We start from the raw sequence: 17,537 nt of genomic DNA, 5'->3' as shown, positions 1-17,537 counted from the left end.
GAGGTCACGTCCCTTCAGTCACGCGGGAGGCCGAGAATGCGCTCGGCGACGACATTGAGCTGAACCTGGGTGGTGCCGCCCGCGATGGTCAGACAGCGGGACATCAGGAATCCGTGCAGGGCCCGATCCCCGGGACCTTCCGCGGTCGCGCCCGCAGGTCCGAGCAGTTCCAGGGCGATTTCGGCGACCTTCTGCTGGTGGGTGGTCTGGACGAGCTTGCGTACCGAGGCTCCGGCGCCCGGCTCCAGTCCGGACACCTGCTGCAGGGTGGTCCGCAGTCCGATGCAGGCGAGTGCGTGCGCCTCGGCGGCGAGGGCGCCGATCCGCGCCCGGTAGCTGCCGTCGAGCTCGCCGGAACGGGCGATGAGCGCTTCCAGTCCGGTGTCGAAGGTCATCTGGTCGGCCATGTGGACGCGTTCGTTGCCGAGGGTGTTGCGGGCGACCCGCCAGCCGTCGCCCACGTCGCCGACGACGGCGTCGGTGGGCAGCAGGACGTCGTCGAAGTACACCTCGTTGAAGAGGAAGTCGCCGGTGATCTCCTTCAGCGGGCGGATGTCGATGCCTTCGGTGTTCCTCATGTCGACGAGGAAGTAGCTGAGCCCCTGGTGCTTGGGGGCGTCCGGGTCGGTCCTGGCGAGCAGGATGCCGTGATCGGCCCACTGGGCGGCGCTCGTCCACACCTTCTGGCCATTGATCCGCCAGCCCCCGGAGGTCCGCTCGGCCTTCGTGCGGAGCGAGGCGAGGTCGGAGCCGGCGCCGGGCTCGGAGAACAGCTGACACCAGAGGAGTTCGCCGCGCAGGGTGGGCATGAGGTAGCGGTCCTGCTGTTCCGGTGTCCCGTGCGCGAGGAGCGACGGCACCACCCAGGTGGCGATCCCCAGGTCGCTCACCTTCACTCCCTGCTCCTTCAACTCCTGCTGCACGGCGAGCTGGTGGAGAGGTCCGGCGTCCAGACCGTAGGGGGCGGGCAGATGCGGGGCGGCGTAGCCGGTCGGGGCGAGGACGCGGCGGGCCGCCTTCGGGTCGAGCCCCTGGGCGGCGGCGACGGCCTCGCGCGCCTCGGCGCGGTGGCGGTCGGCCTCGGCGGGGAGTTCGAGGACGAGCTCGCGGCGCGCTCCGCCCTCGGCCAGCCGGAGGGCCCGCAGCCGGTGGGCGTCCCCCGCCCCCAGCAACTGCCGCGCCACGAGCGCCCGGCGCAGATGGAGGTGTGCGTCGTGCTCCCAGGTGAAGCCGATACCGCCGAGGACCTGGATGCAGTCCTTGGCGCAGCTGTACGCGGCGTCGAGCGAGGTGCCCGCGGCGAGGGCGGCGACCAGTCCCCGTACCTCCGGGGCTTCGTCCGCCGCGCGGGCGGCGTCCCACACCAGGGCGCGGGCCTGTTCGACGCGGACGAGCATGTCGGCGCAGAGATGCTTGATGCCCTGGAACTGCCCGATGGGACGGCCGAACTGTTCGCGGACCTGGGCGTACGCGACGGCGGTGTCCAGCGCCCGGGAGGCGGTGCCGCACGCCTCGGCTGCGAGGAGGACGGCGGCGAGATCACGGACGGCCGCGGAGTCGATCCGTACGGCACGGTCCGCGGGTACGAGTACGCCGTCGGCCCGGACCTCGGCGGTGGGGCGGGTCGGGTCGGCGCCGCGGTGCGGGCGCACGGTCAGCCCCTCGGCTGCGGTGTCGACGGCGAACCAGAGGGTACCGGCGGCCGATTCGGCGGGGAGCAGAAGCAGGTCGGCGTCGGCACCGGAGAGCACGGGCGGAGCCGTGCCGTCGAGAAGGTGACCGTCCTCGCCCTCCACGACGGTGAGGGTGCCGGGGCCGAGGGCGACGGCGCCGATGCGGGTACCGGCGGCGAGGGCGCCCAGCAGGTCGCTCCCGCCCGCGTCGCCGAGCACCGCCGAGGCGAGCGCGTTCGCCAGGTACGGGCCGGGGAGCGCGGCCCGTCCCGCCTCCTCCAGAACCACGGCGAGGTCGAGGAGTGTGCCGCCCGCTCCGCCGTTCTCCTCGGGCACATGGATGCCGAGCAGCCCCTGCTCGCCGAGACCGTCCCAGTAGCCGGGGCGCACGCCGGGTGCGGAAGGAGCGCTCGCGTCGAGGAGCTCGCGGATCTCGTCCGGGGGTACGGCGCGCGCCAGCCACCCCCGTACGGCCCGCGCCAAATCCCGCTGTTCCTGGGTGATTCCGATGCCCATGTACGGATCCTCGCCGGTCGCGGCCACTGGAACGGCGCAAGAGTAGAACACGTTTCAATCTGACGGAAGGTCAGATGGCCGCACGGTTCCGGCCAAGTGCCGTGCCATGTCCTGTTGGTACCGCGTTCACCGGAATACCCCGGACCTCCGGAAGCGTTCAGCGTGCACACACTTGGCGGTCGGTGCTGCCCGCCGCCGGACCGCACTCCGCTCTCCCCTTCTTCCGCTGCCCGGAGGCCGCACGTATGCCACAGACGACGAACGATCAGCACGCCGAGGAGCAGCAGCTCCCCGATCCGCGGGAGCGACGTGCGGGCGGCGGTGTCGTCCCCGTACTCGCCTTCGCGGGTATCACCGTCGCGGTGATGCAGACCCTGCTCGTCCCCGTCATCAAGGACCTGCCCGCTCTTCTTCACACCGATCCGTCCAACGCCACCTGGGTGATGACCGCGACGCTGCTCGCCGGGGCCGTCGCCACGCCGATCATGGGTCGGCTCGGTGACCTCCACGGCAAGCGGAGGATGCTGCTCGCCAGCCTCGCCGTCATGGTGATCGGCTCGCTGGTCTGCGCCTTCACCGAGGAACTCGTCGTCATGATCGTGGGGCGGGCGCTCCAGGGCTTCGCGATGGGCGCCATCCCGCTGGGCATCGGCATCATGCGCGACGAGCTGCCGCGCGAGAAGCTCGGCTCGGCGATGGCGCTGATGAGTTCCTCGATCGGCGTGGGCGGCGGGCTCGCGCTGCCCGGCGCCGCGCTGGTCGCGCAGCACGCCGACTGGCACACGCTGTTCTTCGGCGCCGCCGGGCTCGGGGTGCTGTCGATGGCCCTGACCGTCCTCGTCGTACCGGAGACCTCGCTGCGCGCGCCCGGCCGGTTCGATCTGCCCGGTGCGCTCGGGCTCTCGCTCGGTCTGGTCTGTCTGCTGCTGCCGATCACCAAGGGCAGCGACTGGGGCTGGACCTCGGGCACCACGCTCGGTCTGATCGCCGCGTCCCTGCTGGTCCTGGTGCTGTGGGGGCTCTTCGAGCTGCGCAGCCCGGCGCCGCTGGTCGATCTGCGGACCTCGGCCCGCCGCGAGGTGCTGCTCACCAACCTCGCATCGGTGATGGTCGGTGTCGCGTTCTACGCGGTCTCGCTCGTCCTGCCGCAGCTGCTGCAGCTGCCGACGTCGACGGGGTACGGCCTGGGGCAGTCGATGGTCGTGGCGGGGCTGTGCGTGGCGCCGCTGGGTCTGACGATGATGTTCGTCGCCCCGCTGTACGCCCGGCTGTCCGCCCGCCGCGGGCCCAAGGTGTCGCTGATGCTCGGCCTGCTGGTCATCGCGATCGGTTACGGGGCGGGGCTCGGTCTGATGAGTGCCGCCTGGCAGACCGTGGTGATCGCGGTGGTACTCGGGGCCGGTATCGGGCTCGCGTACTCCTCGCTGCCCGCGCTGATCATCGGGGCCGTCGATCCGTCCGAGACGGGTGCGGCCAACGGCCTGAACACCCTGATGCGGTCGATCGGTACGTCGGTGTCGAGTGCTGTGATCGGCATGGTGCTCGCCAACACCTCGGTGCGGATGGGACCGGTGCCGGTTCCCTCGATGGAGGGATTCCGGACCTCGTTCATGATCGCGACGGGTGCGGTGGTGATCGGTCTGGTGCTGGCCGCGTTCCTGCCTTCGCAGCGCGACGCGATGCGGCCGGTGCTGCTGGCGAGCAGCGCGGACGAGGCGGCGCCCGTCCGGGAGGCGTCGCATGCCGTCGCCGGTTCGGGCGGCTTCCGCGGCCGGGTGCTGGATGCGGACGGCACACCGGTGGCCCGCGCCAACGTCACACTGATCGACCGGACGGGCCGGCAGGCGGGGCTCACCGTCACGGACGAGGCCGGTCGGTACGCCCTGACCGCCCCGTCCTCCGGCAGCAGCTTCGTGCTGGCCGGGTCCGCCACCGGGTACGCGCCGCGCGCCTGCCCGGCGGCGTACCCGGCGAGCGGACTGCCCGTCGAGATCGACCTCGTGCTGACGGTCAGCGCACCGGAGCGTCGAACCGCGGCGCCGTCATGAGGAGATGGGAGACGTCCGACCCCGCCGGGAGTTCCTGCGGCTGCGCGCCGCGGGTGAACAGCCGGGCGGGGCGGGCGCCCTGCACCCGGGCCTGGCGGCCGTTGACGCGCAGCCAGGATCCCTCGCGCAGGCCGAGCACCGGCACGTCGTTCTCCTCCAGGAACTCGGTCAGCCGCTCCTCGCGGGTCTCGCCCTTGTGGGTGCTGGCCGGGTCCGGGTCCAGGTAGTGCGGGTTGATCTGGAACGGGACGAGGCCGAGCGCCTCGAAGGACGGCGGCTGGACGATGGGCATGTCGTTGGTGGTACGGAGGGTGGGCGCCGCCATGTTCGTACCGGCGCTGGCCCCCATGTACGGCAGCCCGGCGCGCACCGCCTCGATGACGGCGTCGCGCAACCCGGTGCGGTAGAGGGCGCTGAGCAGCCGGAAGGAGTTGCCGCCGCCGATGAACACGGCGTCGGACGCGGCGAGTTCGGCGGACGGGTCGGCGTTCTCATGGACACCGCGGACGGTGATGCCGGACGGCTCCAGGGCGTCACGGACGCGTGCGGTGTACGTGGTGTAGTCGGCCAGCGCGTAGGGAACGAAGGCCAGTCGGGCACCGGAGGGCAGGAATCCGATGACGGTGTCGAGGGCGTGTTCCAGGTAACCACGGCCGTGCTGGGTGGAGTTGGAGAGCAGAAGCAGATTCACAGGGTTCCTCGGACGACTCAGGTGATTCAGACGGTTCGGGTGACTCGGGGGGCACCGGTATCCCGGTGACCCGGACGTTCGGGCGGGTCAGTCGGTGGTACGGGGGCGGCGGGCCCGCGGCTTCGGGCGCTGCGGTGGGTGGGTGAGCCTCTGCTCCAGGAGCTGGGCCGCCTGGCGCAGGGCGTCGAGCCGGTCCTCGGGCGCCCCCCGGAACCGCTCCTCGCCACCGCCGAGGCTGAGGCTCCCGTACGGCTCGCGCCCCAGGAACACCGGAACGGCGACGGTCGCGATCCCGGTGTCGTACTCGCCGACGGTGCAGGCGTACCCCTGGGCACGGACCTTCAGGAACTCCTGTTCCAGCTGGTCCGGGTCGGTGACGGTCCGCTCGGTGAAGCGGGCCATGGGGCGGCCTCGGAACAGCCGGTGGCGCTGCTCATCGGGCAGGTAGGCGTAGTACGACTTGCTGGTCGCCCCGGCGTGCGCCGGGTAGAGCTCGCCGACCAGCGGGTAGTAGCGCAGCGGTCCGGTCTCGCCCTCCTCGGCGGCCACGCACCGCATGTGGAAGCTGTCCGGCAGGCAGAACAGGACGGTGTCACCTGTGGCCCGGCGCAGCTCCTCCAGGACCGGCCCGGCGAGCAGTTCCAGCGATCCGGAGCGCTCCCAGAGCCGGCCGAGCCGCAGCACGGCGGGGCCGATGCGGTAGCGGCGGGTGGCCGGGTCGGAGACCAGGAAGCCGCGGCCGGCGAGCGTCGCGAGGAGCCGCTGGGCCACCGAGGTGTCCCAGCCGAACTCCTCGGCGACCTCGGTCACACCCCAGTCCGGCCTGGTTCGCTCGAACGCGAGCAGCACGAGGAGCGCCCGGTCGACGGTTTGCAGGGCCCCGGCGGGGGTGCGCCGGTCCAGATCGAAGTCCGCCATCGTCATCTCACCATTCAGACCTGAATTGCAAATAACGGGAAACAGTTGCGCTCAACGCTATCCGATCCCGAATCTGCTCTCAGCACCCCGTCCGGCGTCCGTGACTCCCTGCCGGGCGCCGGACGGGTGATGGATGCGTGAGAAAGGCCCCCCATGTTGAAGTACGTGCTGGACATCCTTGACCTGCTCGACGACCCCCAGGTCAACGGCAAGACGGTCGTCGAGTACCTCGACTCCGTAGCGGGGACCGAGGGCTCGTCCGCGCAGGTCACCACGGTCGCCGGCGAACGGGGCTCCACGGACTTCGTGCTCGTGAGGATCCCCGGCAGCCAGGGCCGCACCTCCGGCGGCAGCGCCCGCACCCTCGGTGTGGTCGGCCGCCTCGGCGGCATCGGCGCCCGGCCCGAGGTGACCGGTCTGGTCTCCGACGCCGACGGCGCGGCAGCCGCCGTGGCCACCGCGGCCAAGCTGCTCGACATGCGCCGCCGCGGCGATGTGCTGCCCGGAGACGTGATCGTCGCCACCCACATCTGCCCGGACGCACCGACCGAGCCCCACGAACCGGTGCCGTTCATGGGCTCGCCCGTGGACATCGCCACGATGAACCGGCACGAGGTGACCGGCGAGATGGAGGCCGTGCTCTCCATCGACACCACCAAGGGCAACCGGATCATCAACCACAAGGGCCTGGCCCTCTCCCCCACCGTCAAGGAGGGGTGGGTGCTCCGGGTCAGCGAGCAGCTCGGTGAGCTGCTCGCCGTCGTCACCGGTGAGCCGTTGGTCACCTACCCGGTGACCACGCAGGACATCACGCCGTACGGTAACGGTGCACATCACATCAATTCCATCCTGCAGCCCTCCACCGCGACGGCCGCTCCGGTCGTCGGCCTCGCGGTCACCTCGGCCGCCGCGGTGCCGGGCTGCCAGACGGGCGCGAGCCACGAGACGGACATCGCGTCCGCCGCCCGCTACGCCGTGGAGGTCGCCAAGGCCTACGGCAGTGGCCACCTGGACTTCCACGACGCGGTGGAGTTCGACAACCTCGTCAACCGCTACGGGTCGCTGGCTCACCTGCAGACCTTCGGCCGTACACCCCAGGAGTCCTGATGGCAGCCGCCGCCCCGCAGGCCGAGGCCAAGAGCATCGGCAGCGACGACTACTCCCTCTCGCGCGTCCCGCGCGACAAGAGGTTCGGATTCTGGTCCATGCTGCTGCAGTGGCTGGCCCAGTCCGGCTCGATCTCGCAGTTCACGCTCGGCGCCACTATCGGTGTCGGCATGACCTTCGGGAACGCCTTCCTCGCCTTCACGCTCGGCGCGGTGATCCTGGAGATCGTCATCTTCGCGATCGGTCTGGCCGGGATGCGCGAGGGTCTGGCGACCCCGATGCTGACCCGCTGGGTCGGCTTCGGCCGCAATGGCTCGGCGCTGGTGAGCTTCGTCATCGCGGTCAGCCTGGTCGGCTGGTTCGGGGTCCAGAACACGATCTTCGGCAACAGCGTCTCGGCGCTGGTCGGCGGACCGTCCTGGATGTGGTGTGTGCTCGCGGGCATGGCCATCACCGCCCTGGTGATCTTCGGCTTCCGCTACATGGCGGTCTTCGCGAAGATCGTCACCCCGCTCTTCTTCGCGATGGTCGCCTGGTCCGTCGTCTCGACGCTCAAGGACCACTCGATCAGTGACCTGATCGACTCGCCGCCGCCCGGCCAGACGATCCCGCTCGCCGTCGCCGCCACCGCCATCGCGGGCGGCTTCATGACCGGCGCGATCGTGGCCCCGGAGATGACCCGCTACAACCGCAAGGGCTCGCACGTCTTCATCCAGAGCGCCTCGTCGATGATCCTCTCCGAGTACATCGTCGGCATGACCGGTGTGCTCCTCGGCCACCTGGTCAAGAGCAACGAGGTGTCGCACATCGTGCTCTCCACCTCGGGCGCCTTCGGCGTCATCGTGGTCCTGATGTCCACCGCGAAGATCAACGACTGGAACCTGTACGGCTCCTCGCTCGGCGTCGTCAACTTCTTCCAGGTCGTCTTCGGCAAGCGGCTGCACCGCGGCGCGGTCACGATCGTCCTCGGCATCGCCGGCACGGTCCTGTCCGCGATCGGGATCATGACCCACTTCACCGAGTTCCTCTCGATCCTCGGTGTGGCCATCCCGCCGATCGGCGGCATCATCGTGGCCGAGTACTGGGTCGTGAAGAGGATGCGCAAGCCGCTGGACGACACCCGCGAGGCCGAGACGCTGCCGAGGACCTCGCCGACCTGGGTGCCGATGTCCATAGCCATCTGGATCGTGGCGTTCTGCGTCGGCAAGTTCTACGACGGCGGCATCCCGGCGCTCAACTCGCTGGGCACGGCCTTCGTGCTGTACGCGGTGCTCGGCCTGCTGGGCTGGGTCAAGCCGTACGGCACCTCCACCCTGGGCGACGAGGACAGCGCTGTCCCCGCCGCCCGCGCAACAACCTCCGTGGGAGCAGCATGACCACCCCCGGCCCCGCCGCCCCCCTCGTCCCGGCGTCCGACCAGGCTCAGGCCGAGGTCATCGACCTCTGCGCCGAACTGATCCGGTTCGACACCTCCAACCCCACCAGCAACGAACGCGCGAGCGCCGACTGGGTGGTGGGCCGCCTCGCCGAGGTGGGCATCGACTCCGAACTGGTCGAGTCCGCCCCGGGCCGGGCCAACGTCGTCGCCCGCATCGCCGGCCGCGACCCCGAGCGCGGCGCCCTGCTGGTCCACGGTCACCTCGACGTGGTCCCGGCCGACGCGTCCGAGTGGCAGGTGCCGCCGTTCTCCGGCGAGATCCGCGACGGCTACCTCTGGGGCCGCGGCGCGATCGACATGAAGGACACGGTGGCGGTCATGATCGCCACCGCCCGGCACTTCGCCCGCACGGGCACGAAACCCTCCCGCGACCTGGTCCTCGCCTTCCTCGCCGATGAGGAGGCGGGCGGCAGGTTCGGCGCCCACTGGCTGGTCGAGCACCGTCCGGAACTGTTCTCCGGGGTGACCGAGGCGATCGGCGAGGGCGGCGGCTTCTCCTTCGCCATCGACGACACCCGGCGCCTCTACCCGATCGAGAACGCCCAGCGCGGCATGGCCTGGATGGAGCTCACCGCCACCGGACGGGCCGGCCACGGTTCGTCCCCCAACGACGAGAACGCGGTCACCGACCTCGCCGAGTCGTTGACCCGGATCGGCCGCCACACGTTCCCGATCCGCCTGATCGAGCCGGTCCGCGCGCTGCTCGAAGAGGCCGCCCGCCTCCAGGGGGTCGACTTCGACGAGGACGACATCGAGGGCAGCCTGGCGAAGCTGGGCCCGGTCTCCGACTTCATGCAGGTCGTCCTGCGTAACTCGGCGAACCCGACCATGTTCAGCGCCGGTTACCAGACGAACGTCATCCCGGGGAAGGCCACGGCCCGCGTCGACGGCCGGTTCCTCCCCGGACACGAGCAGGAACTCATCGACACCATCGACCAGTTGCTCCTGCCGTCGGTCAGCCGCGAGTGGGTCAACCACGACATCGCGATGGAGACGACGTTCGACGGCCCGCTCGTCGACGCGATGTGCGAGGCCGTACGCGCCGAGGACCCGGACGGACACCCGGTCCCGTACTGCAACCCCGGCGGCACGGACGCCAAGGCCTTCACCCACCTCGGCATCCGCTGCTTCGGCTTCAAGGGCCTGAAGCTGCCGCACGACCTGGACTACGGCCGGCTCTTCCACGGCGTGGACGAGCGCGTCCCGCTGGAGGGGCTGCGGTTCGGGGTCCGCGTCATGACCCGACTCTGGCAGAGCTGCTGAGCCGATCCAGCAGCTCCGCCGGGGGCCGCCCCGACCCGGGCCCACCCCTCGTACGCCCCCGCCGGAACACGTCCGGCGGGGGCGTACGGCATGGCGCGCAACCCCTGCGCGAGCCGTACACGGACGTTCACGACCGCTTCGAAGGGCTCGACGAACCAGCAGATCAACACGACGCTGACGTTCACCCGCTGACGCGCCGGGACACCCCCTGGAGCGGTGGGCCGCCGGGCCCCCGCTCCTGCGGCCGCATCAGGTGTCGGCCCTGTCGGCACAAGCCACCCCGCCGACAGCGCCGACCGGCCCGTACGGCACGATGAGGCGCCGTTTCATTCCCGTACGACCAGGAGGAACCCCGTGGCCGCCGAGCCCGAGCCGGAGATTCTCGCCGCCTTCCAGGCGGCCAAGGGCTTCATGCCGGTGGTCGAGGGGCTCGCCCTCCACGCGGCCGCCACCGACGCCGCCGCGCTCGGTCTGCCGCTGCTGGAGGTCGGGACGTACTGCGGGCGGTCCACGATCCTGCTCGCCGACGTCGCCCGGGCGGCCGGTGTGACCGCACTCACTGTCGACCATCACCGGGGCAGCGAGGAGCAGCAGCCCGGCTGGGAGTACCACGACCCGACCGTCGTGGACCCAGAGGTCGGCCGGATGGACACGCTGCCGACCTTCCGCCGCACGCTGCACGCGGCGGGCCTCGAAGACCACATCGTGGCGCTCGTCGGGCGGTCCCCGCAGGTCGCGGCCGTCTGGGGCGGGCAGCTCGGCTTCGTCTTCATCGACGGCGGGCACACCGACGAGCATGCGAACGGTGACTACGAGGGCTGGGCGCCGCATGTCGCCGAGGGCGGGCTGCTCGTGATCCACGACGTGTTCCCCGATCCCGCGCACGGTGGTCAGGCGCCGTACCGGGTGTATCTGCGGGCGCTGGAGTCCGGGGCGTTCACCGAGGTGTCGGTCACGGATTCGCTGCGCGTCCTGCGCCGTACCGGATCGGGGATCTGAGCCGCCGGATAGCATCGCGACGTGCCGTACGACACCAGCGTTTCTCCCACCCCGCGCCCCGCGCGGCGCCGCCGGACCCTGCTCGCCGCTGCCGCGCTGGGCTGCGTGTGCCTGATCGCGGGCTGTGGGGGTGGCAGCGACGGTGGAGCGGCGGCGCAGCCGCGCAAGGGCGGTGGTGGCGCGTCGTCCACACCCTCCCTGTCGCCTTCGCCCGCGAAGAGCAGCCCGGCGAGGACGACCTCGGTGCCGCCCTCCCCGTCGAAGTCCGCGAGCCGCACGATGTCCGGGCCGCTGTCGGGGAAGACGGTCGTGATCGACCCCGGGCACAATCCGCGCAACCACGAGCACACCCGCGAGATCGGCCGCCAGGTGGACATCGGCACCGCGCACAAGGAGTGCGACACCACCGGTACGTCCACCGACTCGGGTTACGCCGAGGCCGAGTTCACCCTCGATGTGTCGCACCGGCTGCGGGCGCTGCTGCAGGCGCAGGGCGCCGAGGTGGTCCTCACGTACGACAACGACCGCCCGTACGGGCCGTGTGTCGACGAGCGGGCCCGGATCGGCAACAACGCCGGGGCCGATGCGGTCGTGTCGGTGCACGCGGACGGTTCCGCGGTCGGCAACCGCGGCTTCCATGTGATCCTTCCCGCACTCGTGCGCGGCGGGGCTGCGGACACCTCGAAAATCGTCGAACCGTCTCGCGAACTCGGCACCCGGATCGCCGGCCTCTTCGTCCGGGCTACCGGAAGTGCACCTTCCAATTACGTGGGCGCTAATACGGGGTTGGACACCCGTAAGGATCTGGGCGGACTCAATTTGTCCACGGTACCCAAGGTGTTCATCGAGTGCGGCAATATGCGTGATCCGAAGGACGCCGCCCTGCTCACCAGCGCGGGCTGGCGCCAGAAGGCCGCACAGGGCATTGCGGATGGCATCAGTTCCTACCTGCGCGGGTAAGCACCCCTGGTTATGCGGTGGTTGTGCGGTGGTTATGCAGGGTTATTCAGGGGGATGACCGTCCAAGGTCCGGGCCAGGACACAACCCGCCCGGGCAGACGATAGATTCATCCGTACGATGGGGAGCCGCCCCCGAGCTTCGTGCCGTGCCCGCCGTACCGGCGGCAGCGACGACCGCCCCGACGAGACGACCGACTAAGGACCTTCACGTGAATATCCGCTCGCTCACTAGAGGCGATGGCGTGGTGATCGGAGCAGCGGTGGTGCTGTTCATCGCCTCTTTCCTCGAATTCTTCTCCTACAACGGCCTCGGCGTCGACGCGCCGAACGCCTGGGACTCGCTGGGCAATGCGATCGGCGTCTACCTGGTCGGGGTGATCGGTGCGGCACTGATCGTGCTCTCCCGTTCGCAGCCCCAGCCCCGCAAGGTCGTCGGCCTGGACCTCGCCCAGTTCGGTGTCGCGGCCACGGTCTTCACCGCGTGGAACATCTTCTGGACGATCACCGACCTCGGCCAGGTCGACGCCGGTGCCGGTCTCGTCCTCGGTCTGATCGCCTCGCTCGTGCTGGCCGGCGGCGCGGTCGCCACCCCGCTGGTTCCCTCGCTGAAGGCGCCCCTGATGGGCGCCCCGCGCCCGCAGCCCGTGCAGGCGCCGTACGGCGGCCAGCCGCAGCCCGGCCAGGGGTACGGCTACCCGGGTGCCCAGCAGCAGCCGTACGGCGCGCAGCCGGGTCAGCCCCAGCCGTACGGTGCCCAGCCGCAGCCCGGTCAGCCCGACCCCGCCCAGGCGCAGGCGCAGCAGGCCCCGCAGGGCGGCGCCGCGCCGGCCGGTGACTTCACGCCGTTCTGGTTCGCCGTGCCGGTGGCCCGCCCGCTGTACGGGGAGGACGGTTCACCGAGCCCGATCGCCGAACTGGCGCCGGGCACCTGGTACCTCGCGGTCGAGCAGCGCGGTCCGAGCCTCATCGCCCAGACGCAGGACGGCCGTCGTGGCGTTCTGCAGGACACCACGGGCATCCAGCGCGGCTGACAGCACTCCCGCTCCGCGGCCCCTCGCCCCTTCCGGGCGGGGGGCCGCTGCCGTACTCTCCGTCCGTACAAAGCGATCTGATGTATCGTCAGCTCGATATGGCTGGAGGGACCGGTATGCGGCTCGGACTCGCTCTCGGCTACTGGGGCCGCGGCCCGAACCTCGCCCACCTGGACCTCGCCCGCGAGGCGGAACGGCTGGGCTACGACTCGGTGTGGACGGCGGAGGCCTGGGGCTCCGACGCCTTCACCCCGCTGACCTGGATCGCGGCGCACACCTCCCGCATCCGGCTGGGCACCGGCATCGCGCAGATGGCGGCACGCACCCCGACCGCGACGGCCATGCACGCACTGACCCTCGACCATCTCTCCGGCGGCCGCATGATGCTCGGGCTCGGGCTGTCAGGGCCCCAGGTGGTGGAGGGCTGGTACGGGCGCCCCTTCCCGAGGAGCCCGTTGACCGCCACCCGCGAGTACGTCGAGGTCATCCGGCAAGTACTGAGGCGCGAGGCCCCTGTTGAGCTGGACGGGCGGTTCCACTCCCATCCGTACACCGGTCCGGACGCGACCGGGCTCGGCAGACCGCTGAAGCCGATCACCCATCCGCTGCGGGCCGGGATGCCCGTACTGCTGGGCGCCGAAGGCCCGAAGAACATCGCGCAGACGACCCGGATCGCGGACGGCTGGCTGCCGTTGTACTGGTCGCCGCTGCGGACCGATGTGTACGAGGCGTCGCTGACCGAGCTCCCCGACGGCTTCATGATCGCGCCGATGGCCCGCGCGCACGTCTGTGACGATGTCACGGAAGGCCTGCTGCCGGTGAAGGCGATGCTCGGCTTCTACATCGGCGGGATGGGACACGCCGCCCGTAACTTCCACGCCGATCTGATGGCACGGATGGGCTTCGAGGAGGAGGCACGGCGGATCCAGCAGCTGTTCCTGCAGGGCCGCAAGGAGGAGGCGGTACTGGCCGTGCCGGACGCGTTCGCCGATGAGATCTCGCTCGTCGGCCCGCGCGAACGGATCGCGGAACGGCTGGAGTTGTGGCGGAAGGGCCCGGTGACCGACCTGCTGGTCACGGCACCGGACCCGCACACCCTGCGCGTACTGGCAGACCTCAACAGCGCCTGAGAGCCCGCCTCAGCGGAACGTCGCCCGCTCCAGCCAGAAGTCCAGCAACTCCCGGTCCCCGAGCACCTCGGCCCGCCCGCTGTCCACGTCCAGCCGCCGGTTGATCAGCAGCATCAGGTCCGTCAGCGGCGCGCGCACCGCGACGGTCGCCTTCTCGTGCGCCCGCCGCCAGGTGAACCCGTCCTCGCCGAACTCGATCAGCCACTCCGCCCCGGGCACGTCCGTGGCATGGAAGTGGAGGGACCGGCCGGCCCCCCGGAGCTCCGCGGCCTCCGGGTCCCCCTGGGACTGGGCGAAGGCGACGATCTCCAGCCACTCGTCCATCGTGTCGGCCGCCAGCTCGGGCGCCACCGCGTAGTCGGCCCGCACGGCGAGCACCGCGTCGGCGCGGTGGACGACCGTCTCGTGCGCCATGCGCCGCGCCCAGAAACCGGCGCTCCTGTCCCACGACCAGCTCCAGACCTGCCGGTCGTGACCTGCGTCGCGCAGCACGTCAGCCGTCTTCGCCGCCCCGTCGGCCAGCCAGGCGTCCAGCACGGCCGGGTCGTCGCCGTCCGGCGTGAACTCCGGCACCTGTTCGTCCGGGAGTTGCCCGGTCGCCCGGGTGCGGACGATCTCGCCGGCCCAGCGGTGGGCGCCGCCGACGTGCACGGCGAGATCGCGCAGCGTCCAGTCGGGGCAGGTCGGGACCGGCGCGGCGAGATCCGCGCCCTTGAGCGTCGCCCTCAACTCATCGGTCTGCCGGACGATTTCGTCGCAGTAGCGATCATGTGCCAGAAGCGTCATGGCGGCACCCTATTGCGGCCGCCTCGCAGCCCACATCCGGTTATCCGCCGAGCTGGGACGTGGACGGCACCTTGTCCTTCACCTCGGCGCCCGCGCTCTTGCCCGCGTCCTTGATGCCGTTGATGACGTTCTCGAAGGCACCGACGTCCCCCGCGCCCGCCTCGCCCGTGCGGAGCTTGGTCCCGAGCCCCTTGAGTGATGCGATGCCCGCCGTCAGCGGCGCGACCGCCTTCGACAGCAGCGGGTCGCCCTTGGCGTTCTCCGCCGCCGCCTTGAGCCGGTTGTACGCGAACCCGCCCGCGAGCCCCGCCTTGACCAGCGCGGTCTTCCGCCCGTCGGCGCCCTTCTTGAACTTGCCCGCACGGTACGGCTTGACGATCCACTGATACGTGGCACCTGCCGCGAGCCCCGCATTGGCGACGAACCGCGTCTTCGCGAGCTTCTGCTTCTCCGGGGACGCCGTACCGCTCGGGGTCGGGGAGGAGCTCGAACTGCTGCTGGAGCCCCCGCCGCACCCGGTGGCGCCCACCAGCACGGTGCAGGACAGCAGCAACGCCACGAACAGACGGCGGAGCGGTACGGAACTGGGCACAGCGGGCCTCCCTGAACGGGCACACGGTGGGTTCTACGGGTGAGTGACGCGGTCCGGCACTCCCGGCCAGGCTCATCCCGGCCCGGGATCCGCGCCACTCAGGAGGCGCCGTCCGGGTTTCGGGCCACGGAAAGCGGCAACCCGATGTCCATGTCTTCTGGAAAAGGCACGAGAAGCAGCACCGCCGCACGTGTCATAGCCGTCGTGGCCGATGTCATGGCCGCCATCATCGGCCTGTGGATCCTGATGTACCTGCTGGACGCGAACCGGGCCAACGACCTGGTGGACTTCGTCAGGGGCACCGCCCACTGGCTGGCCGGCTGGTCGTACGACCTGTTCACGTTCGACGAGGCGTGGGCGCGGGTCGTCGCCGGATACGGCCTCGCCGCCGTCGTCTACCTATTCGTCGGACATGCGGTGGCGGGCCGCATCCGCCGCTACTGACCCGCCGGCGAGGACGCGTTCAGTGGTCCGAGCAGACCATCAGGTGCGCGAAGCCTCGTCGCAGCAGTCCGGTTCCAGCCCGTTCGGCAGCCGTTCGCCGCTGAAGACCGCGGTGGTCGCCTCATCGCCCCCCAGGGCGGCCACCGCGAGCAGCAGCGAGCCGGCGGTCCAGGTGGTGTGCTCCTCCGGCCAGAACGCCCGGTTGCCCTCGAAGACGTAACCGGTCCAGTACATGCCGCCCTCGGCGCGCAGGTGCTGGATGGACTGGAGGATCTCCAGCGCCCGGTCGGACTCACCCATCACCCAGAGTGCCAGGGCGAGTTCGCAGCTCTCGCCGCCGGTCACCCAGGGGTTGGGCAGCACACAGCGGACCCCGAGGCCGGGGACGACGAAGCGGTCCCAGGCTTCCTCGATCCGTTCCTTGGCGGCCGTTCCGGTGAGCGCGCCGCCGAGGACCGGGTAGTACCAGTCCATCGAGTAGTGGCTCTTGTCGAGGAAGCGTTCGGGGTGGTTGCGGATCGCGTGCGCGAGCGCACCGGTCGCCAACTCCCAATCGGGCTGCGGCTCTTCGCGCTGCTCGGCGATGGCGAGTGCACAGCGCAACGCCTGATGGATGGAGGAGCAGCCGGTCAGCAGGGCGTCGTCGACCGGGGTGCCGTCGGGTTCGCGCTTCCAGCCGATCTGGCCGCCGGGCTGCTGGAGCCGCAGGACGAATTCGACGGCCGCGTAGACGGTCGGCCACATCCGGTCGATGAACGCGTCGTCGCCGGTGGCGAGGTAGTGGTGCCAGACGCCGACCGCCACGTACGCGCAGAAGTTGGACTCCAGGCCCCGGTCGGTCGGCCGGTCCGGGTCGCCGTCGTGGTAGGCGGCGTACCAGGAGCCGTCCTCGTTCTGGTGCCGGGCCAGCCAGTCGTAGGCGCGTTCCGCCGCGGCGTGCTCACCCGCGGCGTCGAGGGCCATGGCGGCCTCGGTGTGGTCCCACGGGTCGAGGTGGTGACCGCGGAACCAGGGCAGCGCGCCGTCCTCGCACTGCACGGCGAGCAGCGCCTCGACGGTCTCGGTGGCCTGCTCGGCGGTGAGCACTCCGGGCAGCACGAGGTGTTCGGTCTGCTCGGGAGTGGTCACGCCTCGGCCTTCGAAAGGTCGTCCGCGGCAGCGGCCCTGGGCAGGTGCGGCTTGGTGGCGTAGGCGACGAAGCTCTTGCCGACGACCGGGTTGAGCAGTTGCTCGGCGACCCGGGTGACGGCCGGCTTCTTCATGATGTCCCAGACCAGCAGCTTGTGGTACGCACGGACCGGCAGCGCTGCGTCCTTGCCGTCGCGGCCGACTCCGAACGCGCACTTGAGCCACCAGTACGGCGAGTGCAGCGCGTGCGCGTGGTGGGTGCCGTACGGCTTGAGACCGGCGCCGCGGATCTTGCCGAGGAGTTCGTCGGCCTTGTAGATGCGGATGTGGCCGCCCTCGACCTCGTGGTAGGCGTCGGAGAGTGTCCAGCAGACCTTCTCGGGACCGTACCGCGGCACGGTGATCGCGATCCGGCCGCCCGGCTTGAGGACCCGGACCATCTCGGCGAGCACGCCCTTGTCGTCGGGGATGTGCTCCATCACCTCGGAGATGATGACGACGTCGAAGGACTCGTCGGGGAACGGCAGGTTGAGCGCGTCGCCCTCCATCGCGGTGGCGGTGGCGCCCTCGGGGGCCTCGCCGGCCTCCTTCATCGCCGCGAACCACTTGGCGACCTCGCGGATCTCCTCGCCGTTCTGGTCGAGTGCCACCACCTGGGTGCCGCGCCGGTAGCACTCGAAGGCGTGGCGTCCGGCGCCGCAGCCCAGATCGAGCACTCGGTCGCCTGCGGCGAGCGGGAAGCGGGTGAAGTCCACGGTCAGCACGAATGCCTGCTTTCGCGGTCGGGGGTCGAGGGGTCAGGGAGCAGGGACG

Annotated in this window: 16 protein-coding genes; 9 read left to right on the top strand and 7 right to left on the bottom strand. The window is 70.9% G+C overall.

Annotated features, from left to right (window positions below; all coding sequences use genetic code 11):
* Positions 1 to 14: 14 nt before the first annotated feature.
* Complete coding sequence (locus tag OG972_RS28575; protein WP_266986197.1) at positions 15 to 2,189, bottom strand: acyl-CoA dehydrogenase; 2,175 nt, start codon at positions 2,187 to 2,189, stop codon at positions 15 to 17.
* Positions 2,190 to 2,434: 245 nt separating this feature from the next.
* On the opposite strand from OG972_RS28575, the gene OG972_RS28570 reads away from it, so the two are divergent.
* The gene (locus tag OG972_RS28570; protein ID WP_266986195.1) at positions 2,435 to 4,237 is read left to right on the top strand and encodes an MFS transporter; all 1,803 of its coding nucleotides are present in this window, start codon (positions 2,435 to 2,437) and stop codon (positions 4,235 to 4,237) included.
* On the opposite strand, the gene pepE is transcribed toward OG972_RS28570, so the two are convergent.
* The gene (gene pepE, locus OG972_RS28565; protein ID WP_266986193.1) at positions 4,200 to 4,928 is read right to left on the bottom strand and encodes a dipeptidase PepE; all 729 of its coding nucleotides are present in this window, start codon (positions 4,926 to 4,928) and stop codon (positions 4,200 to 4,202) included. The genes OG972_RS28570 and pepE overlap by 38 nt on opposite strands.
* 87 nt (positions 4,929 to 5,015) lie before the next feature.
* Complete coding sequence (locus OG972_RS28560) at positions 5,016 to 5,846, bottom strand: IclR family transcriptional regulator (protein ID WP_266986191.1); 831 nt, start codon at positions 5,844 to 5,846, stop codon at positions 5,016 to 5,018.
* A gap of 153 nt (positions 5,847 to 5,999) precedes the next feature.
* Between OG972_RS28560 and OG972_RS28555 the strand changes: the two genes are divergently transcribed.
* From OG972_RS28555 to OG972_RS28525, 7 genes are all read left to right on the top strand, one after another.
* Positions 6,000 to 6,953, top strand: a complete 954-nt coding sequence (locus tag OG972_RS28555) for a DUF1177 domain-containing protein (protein ID WP_266986189.1) — start codon at positions 6,000 to 6,002, stop codon at positions 6,951 to 6,953.
* On the top strand, positions 6,953 to 8,329 hold the full coding sequence (locus OG972_RS28550; protein ID WP_266986187.1) for a cytosine permease: 1,377 nt from the start codon (positions 6,953 to 6,955) through the stop codon (positions 8,327 to 8,329). Before OG972_RS28555 ends, OG972_RS28550 begins: the two co-directional genes overlap by 1 nt.
* Positions 8,326 to 9,654, top strand: coding sequence for a M20/M25/M40 family metallo-hydrolase (locus OG972_RS28545; RefSeq protein WP_266986185.1), 1,329 nt, complete (start codon positions 8,326 to 8,328; stop codon positions 9,652 to 9,654). Before OG972_RS28550 ends, OG972_RS28545 begins: the two co-directional genes overlap by 4 nt.
* Positions 9,655 to 10,008: 354 nt before the next feature.
* Positions 10,009 to 10,653 carry a class I SAM-dependent methyltransferase gene (locus OG972_RS28540; RefSeq protein WP_266986183.1) on the top strand — a complete coding sequence of 215 codons (645 nt, stop codon included), beginning with the start codon at positions 10,009 to 10,011 and terminating at the stop codon, positions 10,651 to 10,653.
* A gap of 21 nt (positions 10,654 to 10,674) precedes the next feature.
* Entirely contained in the window at positions 10,675 to 11,613 is a 939-nt protein-coding gene (locus OG972_RS28535) for an N-acetylmuramoyl-L-alanine amidase (RefSeq protein WP_266986181.1), read from the top strand.
* Between the two features lie 242 nt (positions 11,614 to 11,855).
* The gene (locus tag OG972_RS28530) at positions 11,856 to 12,644 is read left to right on the top strand and encodes a hypothetical protein (RefSeq protein WP_266990760.1); all 789 of its coding nucleotides are present in this window, start codon (positions 11,856 to 11,858) and stop codon (positions 12,642 to 12,644) included.
* A 116-nt stretch (positions 12,645 to 12,760) separates the two neighbouring features.
* On the top strand, positions 12,761 to 13,774 hold the full coding sequence (locus tag OG972_RS28525; RefSeq protein ID WP_266990758.1) for an LLM class F420-dependent oxidoreductase: 1,014 nt from the start codon (positions 12,761 to 12,763) through the stop codon (positions 13,772 to 13,774).
* A 9-nt stretch (positions 13,775 to 13,783) separates the two neighbouring features.
* Here OG972_RS28525 and OG972_RS28520 read toward each other — a convergent pair whose 3' ends face one another.
* Entirely contained in the window at positions 13,784 to 14,560 is a 777-nt protein-coding gene (locus tag OG972_RS28520) for a maleylpyruvate isomerase family mycothiol-dependent enzyme (RefSeq protein ID WP_266986179.1), read from the bottom strand.
* Between the two features lie 40 nt (positions 14,561 to 14,600).
* Positions 14,601 to 15,152 carry a hypothetical protein gene (locus OG972_RS28515; protein ID WP_266986177.1) on the bottom strand — a complete coding sequence of 184 codons (552 nt, stop codon included), beginning with the start codon at positions 15,150 to 15,152 and terminating at the stop codon, positions 14,601 to 14,603.
* Between the two features lie 150 nt (positions 15,153 to 15,302).
* On the opposite strand from OG972_RS28515, the gene OG972_RS28510 reads away from it, so the two are divergent.
* Positions 15,303 to 15,596 (top strand): hypothetical protein, encoded by a 294-nt coding sequence (locus OG972_RS28510; RefSeq protein WP_266986175.1) that lies wholly within the window; start codon positions 15,303 to 15,305, stop codon positions 15,594 to 15,596.
* 39 nt (positions 15,597 to 15,635) lie between these two features.
* Here OG972_RS28510 and OG972_RS28505 read toward each other — a convergent pair whose 3' ends face one another.
* On the bottom strand, positions 15,636 to 16,724 hold the full coding sequence (locus OG972_RS28505) for a prenyltransferase/squalene oxidase repeat-containing protein (protein WP_266986173.1): 1,089 nt from the start codon (positions 16,722 to 16,724) through the stop codon (positions 15,636 to 15,638).
* Entirely contained in the window at positions 16,721 to 17,488 is a 768-nt protein-coding gene (locus tag OG972_RS28500; protein ID WP_266986171.1) for a class I SAM-dependent methyltransferase, read from the bottom strand. The genes OG972_RS28505 and OG972_RS28500 overlap by 4 nt, the downstream gene beginning before the upstream one ends.
* Between the last annotated feature and the right edge of the window lie 49 nt (positions 17,489 to 17,537).

Source organism: Streptomyces sp. NBC_01669 (genome assembly GCF_026339735.1).
GTDB lineage: Bacteria > Actinomycetota > Actinomycetes > Streptomycetales > Streptomycetaceae > Streptomyces > Streptomyces yanii.
This window is presented reverse-complemented; position numbering and strand designations above follow the sequence as displayed.